We start from the raw sequence: 12,908 nt of genomic DNA, 5'->3' as shown, positions 1-12,908 counted from the left end.
TTAAAATGTAGGGATTAAAGCACCCTGATATTTTTCTTCTATAAATTTTTTAACTTCATCGCTTTGCAAGGCCTTTACTAGGGCTTTGATTTTAGGAAGGTTTTCATTACCTTCTTTAACGGCGATGATATTGCCATATTCACTATATTTACTTTCTGTATAAAGCCCATCTTTTACAGGGTTTAAACCTGCTAAAATAGCAAAATTGCTATTAATAAGAGAATAATCTACATCATTTAAACTCCTTGTAAGTTGAGCGTCTTTTAACTCTACAAATTTAAGCTTCTTAGGATTTTTAGTGATATCTAAAGGAGTGATGAGCTCATTATCCTTAACTTCTATAAGTCCTTTGCTTGCTACAATGCGTAAAGCACGGCTTTCATTTGTAGGATTATTGGGTATAGAAATGCTTTGTCCTTCCTCTGGGTTAAATTCTTTATATTTTTTTGAATACACTGCCATAGGTTCTATATGGATACTGGCAACTTTTACAAGATGGGTGCCTTGCCTTTGATTGAATTCTTTTAAATAAGGTTCATGCTGAAAATAATTAGCATCTAACTCACCATTTTCAACCATTACATTAGGGATTACCCCATCATTAAATTCATAAATTTTTAAATCATAACCTTGTTTTTGAAGTGCTGATTTTATAAATCTTAAAATATCTGCATGAGGTGTTATAGAAGAGCCAACTTTAAGTTCTTCATTTGCCCATGCAAAACCGGTAAAAAGAGTAGCGACGCAAAAAGCTTTAGTAAATAAAGTCATTTTTTCTCCTTTATGCAAAACTAAATTTTTCTATCAAATCACTATGATAAATACTTGCTACATCAGGATGAGAGCGTATCATTCTTTTAAAATAATTACTTGCAACATTTCTTAAAAGTGGATTTTTAGGATCAGTATCCACACCTTTACTTTCTTTAGCAAGCTCTGGATTTAACTTAAAAATAGGTATATCCTTATCAAGCTGCACTCCAAGAAAATAAGCTATGCTAAAGCGTTCTTTTGGGCTTAAATTCACGCGGTGAATAGTAGCTTTTAAATAGCCATTGGTAGCTAGTTCTAAAAATTCTCCTATATTAACTACAACGCTATTTTCAAGTGGGGGTATACTAAGCCATTTACCATCTATAAAAGCTTCAAATCCGCTTTGTTTTTCTTGAAAAACAAAAGTGATAAGCCCACCATCTTTATGTGAACCTACGCCTTGAGTGATATTTTTTGAGCTTTTTGGATAATGTATGATTTTACAATGTTCGTAAGAATTTTCTCCATAAAGTTTATCAAAAGCATTGTTAGGTAGATCAAGAGCTTGAGCGAAGGCTTTTAAAAGCTTTAAACAAGCTTTTTTGGTTTGTTTGTGCCAAGTTAAGAAAGTTTTTTTAAGTTCTGGAATTTCACTAGGCCAAAGATTAGGACCTTCTAGTCTTTGCCATAAGGGTGAGTTTAAATTCCAGTTTAAAGCATCTCTTTCTGTGCCTATATCCAGTTGTTCTCTATAATCCTTAGATCCTGCTGTGTATTCAAAACCTTCGCTAGTATAACCTCTAAATTGAGGAGAATGTACCATAGAAATAAGCTCTTTCGAACTTCTAGAAAGATTAAAAAATTCTTTGCCAAGTTTGAATAATTTCTCGTTTAAATTTTTATCTATACTGGTATTGATAAGATAAAAAAAACCTATTTTAGAAGCAATTTCTCTTAAATTTTTAAGAAAAGTGCTTTTATCTTTTTCATAAGCTTGTAAATCAAGTATAGGTAAGTTCATTTTTGCTCCTTAAATTAAAATTAAGGATAAGAAGATATTTTGAATTAAATTTTATTAGAGAAATTTTTGTAAGTTAAGATTTTAAATGAGTATTTTGAAAAAATAAACTTTTTTGACTTTCTTACACATTATATCTCCTTATCCACTTTTTGGACCTTTGGAAACATAATGTTAAGCCAAAGGACGCACTAGATACTACACATCTCGCACATCAGTTTCATTTTTTCTCCTTTTAAAATAATAAAATTTCAAAATCATATATAAAAATATATTAATTAAAGCTTAATCGTTTAAAAAATAAAGATTCTTTTTAAGCATTCTCGAGTTTTAATTCTTTGTTATTCATTATGCTAATACCTAGATTTAAAACCTTTTGGGCAATTTGTTTGGCTTCATCTAAAGAATGCATTGCACAAGTTCCGCATTGATAGATATTAAGTTCAGGAATTTTGCTTTGATCGCTTACGCTTAAAACATCTTTCATGGCTGCTTCCCAAGCTTTTGCAATACTTTTCTCATCAGGTGTTCCAATTAAACTCATATAAAAACCCGTGCGACAACCCATAGGTGAAATATCAATAATTTCAACTGAATTTGAATTAAGATGATCTCTCATAAATCCTGCAAATAAATGTTCTAAGGTATGAGTACCTTTTTCGCTCATAATGTCTTTATTTGGTATGCAAAAACGCAAATCAAACACGCTAATATCATCACCCTTAGGTGTTTTCATAACTTTAGCTAAACGCACAGCAGGAGCTGGCATTTTAGTATGGTCAACTTTAAAGCTGTCTAATAATGGCATTTTAACTCCTTAAATATAAATTGTCTAAGAATTATAGCATTTAAAGTTAATATTTAAAGCCTTTCTAAAAGAAAAAAAGATAAAATAAAACATTTAAAAATTCAAGGAAATTTTATGTTTGAAGTAGTTATAGGTCTTGAAGTTCATACTCAGTTAAATACAAAAACAAAAATCTTTTGCTCATGTGCAACTTCTTTTGGAGAAGCTCCAAATACCAATGTTTGTCCCGCTTGTTTGGCCTTACCAGGAGCTTTGCCTGTTTTAAATGAAGAGGCTGTAAAAAAAGCTATAGCTTTTGGAAAAGCTGTCAATGCAACAATTAATAAAAAAAGTGTTTTTAATCGTAAGAATTATTTTTATCCAGATTTACCTAAAGCCTATCAAATTTCACAATTTGATATCCCTATAGTAGAAAAGGGTGAGCTTTTTATCAATGTAAAGGGTGAAAATAAACGCATAGGTATTACAAGAGCACACTTAGAAGAAGATGCAGGTAAAAATATCCACGAAAATAATTTTTCTAAAGTGGACTTAAATCGTGCAGGAACTCCTTTGCTTGAGATTGTCAGCGAACCTGAGCTTAGAAGTAGCGATGAGGCAGTAGCTTATCTTAAAAAACTTCATTCTATTATACGCTTTTTAGACATTTCAGATGCAAATATGCAAGAAGGAAGTTTTAGATGCGATGCAAATGTTAGTATAAGACCTAAGGGCGATACAAAACTTTATACTAGAGTAGAGATTAAAAATCTTAATTCTTTTCGTTTTATCCAAAAAGCTATAGAATATGAGGTAAAAAGACAAAGTGAGGCTTGGGAAGATGGAACTTACGAACAAGAAGTAGTTCAAGAAACTAGACTTTTTGATACGACAAATTTAGTTACAAGAAGTATGCGTGGCAAAGAAGAAGCGGCAGAATATCGCTATTTTCCTGATCCTGATTTATTGCCTGTTTTATTAAAAGATGAGTTTTTGGATATTAAAATCCCTGAACTTCCTGATGAGAAGAAAGCACGCTTTATAGACGAGCTTGGTATAAAAGAAAGTGATGCTGAGGTTTTAATCAGTTCTTTAGAAATGAGTCGTTTTTTTGAAAGTCTTATTTCTCAAAATTTAAATCCTAAACTTTGTGTAAATTGGTTAAATACTGAACTTATGGGACTTTTAAAAGGAGAATTGACTATAGAAAATTCTCCCGTAGATGCTCAAAAGCTTGGAGTTTTAATTAAACGCATAGAAGATGGCACTATCAGTGCAAAAGCGGCTAAAGATGTTTTGGCTTTTGTATTTGAAAATACTAGCGTGGAAATTGATGAAGCTATAGAAAAGCTAGGACTTAAACAAGTAAGTGATGACTCAGCCATAGAAGCGGTGATTGAACAAATTTTAAATGCAAATGCCGATAAGGTTGCAGAGTATAAAAGTGGTAAAGAGAAGCTTTTTGGATTCTTTGTAGGTCAAACCATGAAAGAAGGCAAAGGAGCTTTTAATCCTGCAAAAGTAAATGAAATTTTAAAAACAAAGCTTGGTTGATGCGTATAGCGGTTATTGGTGCGGGAAAATGGGGCAGTGCTTTACATCTAGCCTTAAAAGAAAATCACAATTGTTTTATCAGTTCTTTGCATCAGCGTGATTTAGAAGATTTTGTTAGCATAAAAGAAGCTTTAGAATGTGAATATCTTGTTTTTGCTTTAAGTTCTCAAGGGATGCGTGCTTGGCTTAAAGAAAATTTCATCAACAAGGGACAAAAAATTTTAATTGCTTCAAAAGGTATAGAAGATCAAAGTTGTCAATTTTTAGATGAAATTTTTTTAGATTTTGTACCAAAAGAAAATTTTTGTGTTTTAAGCGGTCCTTCTTTTGCTGCTGAAGTGATGCAAAAACTTCCTACTGCTTTGATGATTAGCGGGATAAATCAAGAGCTTTGTAAAAAATTTGCAAGTTTTTTCCCTGATTTTATTAAAACTTATATTGATAATGATGTTCGTGGTGCTGAAATTTGTGGTGCTTATAAGAATGTTTTAGCAATTGCAAGTGGGATTAGTGATGGGTTAAAACTTGGTAATAATGCAAGAGCAGCACTGATTTCAAGAGGACTTATAGAAATGCATCGTTTTGGTAAATTTTTTGGCACTAAAGAAGAAACTTTTTTAGGATTGAGTGGGGCAGGGGATTTGTTTTTAACTGCAACGAGTGTTTTATCAAGAAATTATAGAGTGGGTTTAAAACTGGCGCAAAATCAAAAATTAGATAGTATTTTAGCCGAACTTAATGAAGTAGCAGAAGGTGTAAAAACTGCTTATGCTATAGAAAAACTAGCAAAAATGAAAGGAATTTATACACCTATTGTAAATGAAGTAGTGGCAATTTTTAAGGGTAAAAGCGTGCAAGAAGCAACGCAGAATTTATTAAAGCAAAATGATTAAGGAAAAATCATGATAATTAAAAATGCAAAAATTTATGGAGATTCTTTACAAGATATAGAGATTAAAGAAGGAAAAATTACCAATATTGGTTCTAATTTACAAGGCGAAGAAATTTTAGATGCTAAAGGTATGACTTTACTTCCATCTTTTGTGGATTTGTGTGTGAGTTTAAAAAACGATAAATTTTCTTTAGCTAATTTAGAGCTTTTAGAAAATGAGTGTCTAAAAGGAGGAATTTCTAGTATAGTTTTGCGTGATTGCATGGATTTTGATGAAGAAAGTTTTGCTTTATTTTTACAAAATTTAGCTCAAAGAAAGATGCAAATTTTTTCAAGTGTGCGGGTTAAGGATACAAACGGCAAGCTTAAAAATTTAGCCACTCTTTTAAATAAAGGTGCTTGTGCTTTAGAGCTTGACAGCTCTTTAGATGCAAATACTTTAAAAGTAAGTTCACAATATGCTTTTATGAAAGACTCTCCAATTTTTGTGCGTTGTTATGATAAGGATTTTGATGATAATGGAGTGATGAATGATTGTGAAATGAGTTTTGAGCTAGGGCTTATAGGCATGAGTAAAATCGCTGAAACTAGCCAGATAGCTAAAATGAAAGAATTGGCTAAATTTTATAAAAATAAAGTTATTTTTGATCTTTTAAGTTTGAAAGATTCTTTAGTATTATTAGATGAAAAGGATTTAAAACTTGTAAGCATTCATCATCTTATCAAAGATGATAGTGCTTGTGAAGATTTTAATACGGCTGCGAAACTTATGCCACCTTTAAGAAGCAAAGAAGATGTTTTGGCTTTAAGAGAGGCTTTAAAAGAAGGAAAGATTAGCTTTTTAACCTCCCTGCATAGTGCAAAATCAATTTCTTTAAAAGATTTAGCTTTTGATGAAGCGGCTTTTGGAATTCATAGCGTATGCGAATTTATAAGTCTTTGTTATACTTTTTTAATCAAAGAAGGATTTTTAAATTGGCAAGAGCTTTGTCAATTTACAAGTAAAAATCCTAGTGAATTTTTAGGTTTAAATAGTGGAGTTATAGAAGTTGGCAAAGAAGCTAATCTAGTTCTTTTTGATGAGAATGAAGAAATTTTTGCTCCAAAAAGTTCTCTTTATTCTGAGGATAAACTTTTTGGAAAGATTAAGATGCATATAATTAAAGGAAAAAATATTTTAGAAAAATAAGCTTTACTTAAATTCCTAAAGATAGTTTAAATCCTAAAAATACAAGTGCTGCCATAATACCAGCGGCTGGTAAAGTGATAATCCAAGCCAATCCTATAGGCTTCATCATAATCCAATTTGCGTTTTTATTATACACTCCTATACCCAAGATAGCACCTATGAGTATATGGGTGGAGCTAACAGGAATTCCAAATTGTGTAGCTAAGAGTATAACTATGCTTGCACCAAGTTCTGCAGAAAATCCAGTAGTAGGCCGTATGGTTGCAAGTTTTGAACCCACTGTAGTAATCACTTCTTTACCTAAAAACCAAAGTCCTACAACTAGAGCAACTCCAAACATAGCTAAAGCAGCAAAAGGTACAGGAGAAGTCGCGTTAATTGTGCCGTTTTTTAAGACATCTAAAATCGCTGCAAAAGGACCTATAGCATTGGCTATATCATTGGCTCCGTGTGAAAATGCAAAACTAGAGGCTGTAAATATTTGAAACCATGAGAAAATTCTATCAGTAGTTTTATTAAGTTCTGTTTTTTTAACGATTTTGACTATAGCAAATGTTACAACATAACTTATAGTTCCTATAATTCCGATAATCCAAAAGTTTTGTAAAATATCCAAAGTGCTAACATTATTTAAACCTTTAAATAAAAACATTGCCGAAATGATAGCAGCAGCAATACAAGCAATGATTGGCATATGAGTTTTTAAAATAGAGTAAATATCTATATCTTTTTCTTGATCCTTAAATTCCTTCATTTTATTTCTATAGAAATTATTTTCTTGTTCTTCTTCATCCAAAGCTATAGCGGAAAGTTCTTTGATTTGTTCTTCTTGGGATTTTGTTTTTAAATTTAAAAAATATTCTTCTTTGAATTTTTTTCTTTCTTTTTTGATATTTTTCAAATCATCATTTAGTTTTTCTGATGGTTTTAAAATTTTCTTATCAATATATGAATAAATAATATAAGCTACAATACCCCCTAAAAGAGGCGAAGCTACCCAAGAAATAGCTATTCTTAAAATTTCACTCCATTTAACCATAGAGAGTGTTTGGATTCCATCAAATTTTAAAAGCCCCATCATAATGCTAGCACCTACAATCCCACCAACTATACTGTGTGTGGTTGATACAGGTAAGCCTTTCTTGGTTGCAATAAAAATCCAAACCCCAGAGCTTAAAAGTGCAGCAAGCATAATGATAACAAAAAGCATAGGATCTAAAGAATTTGGAAAAATAACAATACCGCTGCGTATGGTCTTAGTAACTTCTGCGCCTGCGAAGATTGCCCCGCTTAGCTCAAAAACAGCTGCTATAATTAAAGCTTGTTTAATGGTTACTGTTTTTGCGCCAACGCTTGTTCCAAAAGAATTGGCTACATCATTTCCACCTATATTAAATGCCATAAAAATGCCAAATATAGAAGCAAGAATAAAAAGAATCAATTGATGTTGCGAAATATAACCAAATCCCCAAATAACAAATGCGATAGTACTGATAATAAAAATAACAAAAGCTATGAGGTTGTCTTTTTGCATTAATAACCCTTTTTTATTTTAATTATACACTTATTTACTTTAAAATTGCTAATTTTATTTTTTAGTCTTTGTGGAATTTTTATTTATATTATTTTTTTATAATAAATACTTAAATAAGAAATAATAAGGAATATAAGAATAATGAGAGGTATTTTTTATATAATAGCATTGTTTTCTTTACTCAATGGCGATGAACTTACAGAGGCTTTAGCAAAAAATAATAATCAAAATTCTTGGGAGCACTTTGATTATAAAAATACCAAAGAAGCTCCAAAAATTCAAGAAGAGAATGTGGATTTTAAAAGCACTTTTGATAGCTTACTTTCAAAAACTTTAGAAAATAATAATGGTATAGATAAAACAGATGGGAATTTAGATTTTCAAAATGAAAACGCGCAGGTTAAAAATTTAAGTTCTCTTTATGAGGGGGAGAATAATTCTTTGCTTTTTCAAAAAGAACTTTTTGTGGCTCAAGATAATTATAATTACTCAGGGGGTTTAATCAATCGTTATGAAAAAGATGATTTTTTATTTGGAGTTAATGGTTTTATTGATAAACAAAAAGAACAAAAAGATACTAAAAGCTTTGGTACAGAGTTTGGTTATAGTAAATTTATAAAGGCTTATAGTAATTATTATATACCCAATGAAGCAGAAAAAAAATTACAGCTTGGAATGAGTTTTGTAATTCCAACTTATACCGCTTTTGCTTTTGATATAAGTAAGGATAATGATAAAACTAATTATCAAGTATCTTACTCTCCTTATAGTGTATTTAGTTTAAATTTATTGCGTCGTGATTATAGTGCAAGAGAGACTGTTGATGATACTGTTGTTCAAGTTGGATTTAGTTTTAATTTCAATGAAAGTTTTTTAAAGCAATTTAGAAAAAAAGATAATACTTTAGAGGAGGTTAATCGATATGATTTCCTCCAAAGAACTCATTAGTTCATTCCAGCATTATGAAATTTTTCTGGATTGTCCATAGCGTAGCGGAATTTTTCCCAATCAATTTGTTTATCCCAGATAGCAACGATTAAAGCTGCTACTGAATTTCCGCAAAGATTTCCAACCGCTCTCATTTCAGACATAAATTTATCAACACCTAAAAGAACACCTATAGCAGCTACTGGTAGAACTTGTGCTAAGGTTGCATTTGCTTCTGAAATTTCCATATTTCCTAGAGCCGCAAGCGTACTTCCAAGCACTATAAAACCTGATCCAGTTACACCTACTGCACCTTTTGAGGCTATCATTAATACTATTAAAATACTGATTTCGTGTGCTAAACTTAAATTTACATTGAAAGCTTGTGCTAGAAAGATTAAGCTCATAGCTAGATAAATATTTGTACAATCAAGATTAAAACTATATCCCGTTGGTAAAACAAGTCCGACTGTTGCTTTAGAAAGTCCTGCTTTTTCTAGTTTTCTCATTAAAGGAGCAAGTGCAGACTCGCTTGAACTGGTTGCAAAAACGATCAATACTTCTCTTGAGATAAATCTCATAAATTTGAAGATATTTACTTTTGCAAAATAACAAATCAGACCTAAGATTCCAAATATAAAAACAAGACATGAAATCAGCATTACTAAAAGTAAATATGCTAAGTTGATCAAAGAGCCAATTCCGTATTGAGCTATGAGTACAGCCATTGCTGAAAAGGCGGCAATAGGACTAAAATACATAATGATTTGTAGAATTTTAAAAACAAAATTTTGTACCACTTCAAAAACTCTTTGAATTGCCTGTTTGTCTTCTATTCTCATTAAAGAAATAATCAAAGCAGTAATTATAGCAATAACTAAAACTTGTATGGTTTTTCCTTCTGTAAAAGGTGTGATAATATCAGTAGGCATAGCATCTTTTAAAATATGCATAATCTCAGAGCTCGCACTTACTTCTGTGGTTTGAGAAATGTATTTTTGAACGCTTTTTGTATCAAGTTGACTTGGATCAAGATTCATTCCATGGCCTGGTTGCATAACATTTGCCATAAAAATACCTATAGCAAGTGCTAAAGTACTTACAACTTCAAAGTAAATAACCGCTTTAGCACCAATGCTACCTACTTTTTTTAAACTTTCAAGACTAATGATGCCCAAAACCAAAGTAACAAAAATAATAGGGCCTATAAGAACCTTTAAAGCACCTATAAAATAATCAACTCCTGGTTTGCTAGCAATGGCTAATTCTTTATCTGTATAGCCAAGTACAATACCTGTAATAATGCCTATAATCACCCAAAATCCAAGACTTTTTATAATACGTTTATATAAAGGCGGTTTTCTTTCAGCTAAAGTTTGACTTAAAGTTTCCAAGTTTATTCACTCCTTTTGATCTTTGTAAAATATAATTTTAACAATGTGTATCGTAAATTTTAACAAAAAAACAAATCTAGAAATACTTTCTTTTATATGATATGATAATTTTTTATATAAACGTTACAAAATTTCTCATTATTTGCATTATAAAATTTAAAATATTTTTGAAAATTTTATAATTTTGTAATTCAGTTTGCTTTTTGTTATTTATTATTGGTAATAATTCTATTTTTGATTTATTTGTTTTATTGGGATGTTTTAAATTATGAAAGAAATAGTTTTGTCTGAAAATGCTTTAATTACTTCCAAAACAGATCTTAAGGGGAATATCATTTATGCCAATAATGACTTTTTAAAATACGCAGGTTATAAAGTCGATGAGCTTTTATATAAATCTCATAATATAGTAAGACATGAAGATATGCCACGCACTGTATTTAAATGTCTTTGGGATTATATTCAAAAAGGAGATGAAATTTTTGCATTTGTGAAAAATAAATCCAAAGATGGTAATTTTTACTGGGTTTTTGCAAATGTAAGTGCTTCATTTGATGCTAATGGAGATATCATCAATTATTATTCTGTTCGTCGTGCACCCAATAGAAAATCTCTTTCTATAATTGAAGAAGTTTATAAAATTTTACTTGAAAAAGAGCAAAAATCAGGCATTAATGCTGGAGTTTCAGCTTTAATGGATATTGTAAGTTCTTATAAAATGACTTATAATGAACTTATTTTTAACTTACAAGAAAATAACTAAATAAGATATATTTAATCTTTTTTATTGTATAATTTTCGCCTAAAAATTAAAGTAATATATTATTAAAGTATTGTTTTGATTTATGATTTCAAAAAATTTTCAATAAAAGGGGTAAATTTATGGTGAAAAATGGATTATTATCAACTATTTTTCTAAGTGTTATCGGTGTTTTAGGTGTCATTTTTATTCATATTTTTGTTGGAGCGATAATTTTTGTTTTAATCGCTGTTTTAATGATTTATTTGCTTAGACAACACAAAGATGAGCAAATAATGATAGATAAACTTTTGGTTCTTTGTAGAGAGTTAAAAGAAGGAAATTTTGACAATAGAATTATCTATGTAAAAACAAAAAGCAAAAAATTAGCCGAAATAGCAGATAATCTTAACAATACTATTGATGGGCTAGAAGCTTACTTAAGGGAAATTAATACTTCTATTTCTTGTTCTCAAAAAGGTGAATTTTATCGCAAGGCTTTGCCTGAAGGTTTAAAAGGAATTTTTGCTCATAATATCGAATTTATAAATAAAGCTTTAGCAAACATAGAAGTGACAGCAAGATCTACTTTTAAAAATGCTTTATCAAGAACTTTAATGGATTTAAGCCTTGGAAATCAAAATAAAGACATGTCTCAAATTTCTAGCTCATTAAATCAAGATATTAGCATGATGAAAAATGTATATGATACAGTGGATGCCATTTCTCATACAGCTACAGAAAATGGTTCAGAGGTGGATTCTCTTCAAAGTGCTATGGGTTCTTTAATGGATGTTGTAAATTCGAGCAAGGAGACAGTACAAACTTTTGTGGCTAATTCACAAAATATCACTTCAGTGGTTGAAGTAATACGTGATATAGCCGATCAAACCAATCTTCTAGCTTTAAATGCTGCTATTGAAGCTGCGCGTGCAGGAGAGCATGGTAGGGGCTTTGCGGTTGTGGCTGATGAAGTTAGAAAGTTAGCAGAAAGAACTCAAAGATCTACAAGCGAAATTTCTATTGCAATTCAGACTATGCAACAAGATTTTGTAAATATCCAAAGTGGCAGTGAGCAAGTTTTTAACATTGTTAGTGAATCTGAAGAAAGAATTAATAAATTTTCTCAAGCTTTTAAACGTCTAGAAGAAAATAGTAGTGCTCTTGGTGTTAATTTTGGATCCTTTGCAAAGAGATTGATTTTGTCTGTGGTTAAAATCGATCATATTCTTTATAAATCAAATATATATTTAAATTTAAATGGGGCTCAAAATTTCAATCTTGAAAGTGTAGATCCAATTTCTAATCTTTGTCAAGATGAGAGAGCTCAAGGTGTTATTAATGAGCTTAGTTCTGAAACTGAGTTAAAATTAGCTAAAGAATTTATAAAAGATAACGCTAAAAAAGCAATAGAAGAATCAAGTCAAGATTATATCGATCAAAAAGCTTATGATGCGATTGTAAATGATATTAAATCACTAGAGCAAAGAAGTGCTGAAATCTTAGCAAAATTAAAAATATAAATTAAGAGGGTGGGAAAATGTCAAGAGAAATTTTTTTACAAGAAGATAGTTTAATTACTTCTAAAACAGATTTAAAAGGTAAAATAGTTTATGCAAATGATGATTTTTTAAAGTATGCAGGTTATACCATGGGTGAAGTTTTAAATAAACCTCATAACATAGTAAGACATGAAGAGATGCCAAAAACTGTTTTTAAATATTTATGGGATTATATGAAAGAAGGCAAAGAAATTTTTGCTTACGTAAAAAATAAAACCAAAGATAACAATTACTATTGGGTTTTTGCAAATGTAACCCCATCAATAGATGTTAATAATAATATCATAGGCTATTATTCCGTTCGTCGTATGCCAAATAAAAGCGCTATTTCTACAATAGAAAGTCTTTATAGCGATCTTTTAAGAGCAGAACAGCAACAAGGCTTAAATAAGGGTGTTGAGATGCTTAAAAATTTCTGCAAAGATGCAGATAAAACTTATAATGAGCTAATCTTTTCTCTTCAAGAAGCTAAATAAATTTTTGTTAGACTTAAAACGAGTTTGTTTTAAGTCTAAATATTATATAATCTTTCTTTTAAAAATTCACATTTTTCAAGGCA

General features: G+C 30.4%; 12 protein-coding genes. 7 read left to right on the top strand and 5 right to left on the bottom strand.

What is annotated here, in order from left to right; genetic code table 11:
• The 3 genes from FBF06_RS06850 to luxS form a co-directional block, all read right to left on the bottom strand.
• Window positions 1–771: a MetQ/NlpA family ABC transporter substrate-binding protein gene (locus tag FBF06_RS06850; protein WP_002855781.1), complete on the bottom strand. Its 771-nt coding sequence runs from the start codon at window positions 769–771 to the stop codon at window positions 1–3.
• Window positions 772–781: 10 nt separating this feature from the next.
• Complete coding sequence (locus FBF06_RS06845; RefSeq protein WP_002858100.1) at window positions 782–1,774, bottom strand: isopenicillin N synthase family oxygenase; 993 nt, start codon at window positions 1,772–1,774, stop codon at window positions 782–784.
• Between the two features lie 310 nt (window positions 1,775–2,084).
• Window positions 2,085–2,579 carry an S-ribosylhomocysteine lyase gene (luxS, locus tag FBF06_RS06840; protein ID WP_032583788.1) on the bottom strand — a complete coding sequence of 165 codons (495 nt, stop codon included), beginning with the start codon at window positions 2,577–2,579 and terminating at the stop codon, window positions 2,085–2,087.
• 114 nt (window positions 2,580–2,693) lie between these two features.
• Between luxS and gatB the strand changes: the two genes are divergently transcribed.
• From gatB to FBF06_RS06825, 3 genes are read left to right on the top strand one after another with little or no spacing between them, the layout of a single operon-like run.
• Entirely contained in the window at window positions 2,694–4,112 is a 1,419-nt protein-coding gene (gatB, locus tag FBF06_RS06835) for an Asp-tRNA(Asn)/Glu-tRNA(Gln) amidotransferase subunit GatB (RefSeq protein ID WP_002869634.1), read from the top strand.
• A complete protein-coding gene (locus FBF06_RS06830; RefSeq protein WP_002859277.1) occupies window positions 4,109–5,005 on the top strand; it encodes an NAD(P)H-dependent glycerol-3-phosphate dehydrogenase in 897 nt (298 codons plus the stop codon). Before gatB ends, FBF06_RS06830 begins: the two co-directional genes overlap by 4 nt.
• Before the next feature lie 9 nt (window positions 5,006–5,014).
• Window positions 5,015–6,193: a metal-dependent hydrolase gene (locus FBF06_RS06825; protein ID WP_002859276.1), complete on the top strand. Its 1,179-nt coding sequence runs from the start codon at window positions 5,015–5,017 to the stop codon at window positions 6,191–6,193.
• Window positions 6,194–6,200: 7 nt separating this feature from the next.
• Here the strand turns inward: FBF06_RS06825 and FBF06_RS06820 are convergent, their stop codons facing one another.
• Entirely contained in the window at window positions 6,201–7,727 is a 1,527-nt protein-coding gene (locus FBF06_RS06820; protein ID WP_002852729.1) for an inorganic phosphate transporter, read from the bottom strand.
• Between the two features lie 141 nt (window positions 7,728–7,868).
• Between FBF06_RS06820 and FBF06_RS06815 the strand changes: the two genes are divergently transcribed.
• Window positions 7,869–8,675 (top strand): inverse autotransporter beta-barrel domain-containing protein, encoded by an 807-nt coding sequence (locus FBF06_RS06815; protein ID WP_002864547.1) that lies wholly within the window; start codon window positions 7,869–7,871, stop codon window positions 8,673–8,675.
• On the opposite strand, the gene FBF06_RS06810 is transcribed toward FBF06_RS06815, so the two are convergent.
• Window positions 8,672–10,048 (bottom strand): cation:dicarboxylase symporter family transporter, encoded by a 1,377-nt coding sequence (locus FBF06_RS06810; protein WP_002852850.1) that lies wholly within the window; start codon window positions 10,046–10,048, stop codon window positions 8,672–8,674. The genes FBF06_RS06815 and FBF06_RS06810 overlap by 4 nt on opposite strands.
• Window positions 10,049–10,316: 268 nt before the next feature.
• On the opposite strand from FBF06_RS06810, the gene cetC reads away from it, so the two are divergent.
• The 3 genes from cetC (at window position 10,317) to cetB (ending at window position 12,825) form a co-directional block, all read left to right on the top strand.
• Window positions 10,317–10,811 (top strand): energy taxis response protein CetC, encoded by a 495-nt coding sequence (cetC, locus tag FBF06_RS06805; protein WP_002852821.1) that lies wholly within the window; start codon window positions 10,317–10,319, stop codon window positions 10,809–10,811.
• A 119-nt stretch (window positions 10,812–10,930) separates the two neighbouring features.
• A complete protein-coding gene (gene cetA, locus FBF06_RS06800; protein ID WP_002859272.1) occupies window positions 10,931–12,310 on the top strand; it encodes a bipartate energy taxis response protein CetA in 1,380 nt (459 codons plus the stop codon).
• A 17-nt stretch (window positions 12,311–12,327) separates the two neighbouring features.
• Window positions 12,328–12,825 (top strand): bipartate energy taxis response protein CetB, encoded by a 498-nt coding sequence (gene cetB, locus FBF06_RS06795; protein ID WP_002777340.1) that lies wholly within the window; start codon window positions 12,328–12,330, stop codon window positions 12,823–12,825.
• The last annotated feature ends 83 nt before the right edge of the window (window positions 12,826–12,908 follow it).

Source organism: Campylobacter sp. CFSAN093227 (assembly GCF_012897855.1).
Classification (GTDB): Bacteria; Campylobacterota; Campylobacteria; order Campylobacterales; family Campylobacteraceae; genus Campylobacter_D; species Campylobacter_D jejuni.
The sequence above is the reverse complement of the archived record's forward strand: the minus strand, read 5'-3'. Positions and strand labels throughout refer to the sequence as shown.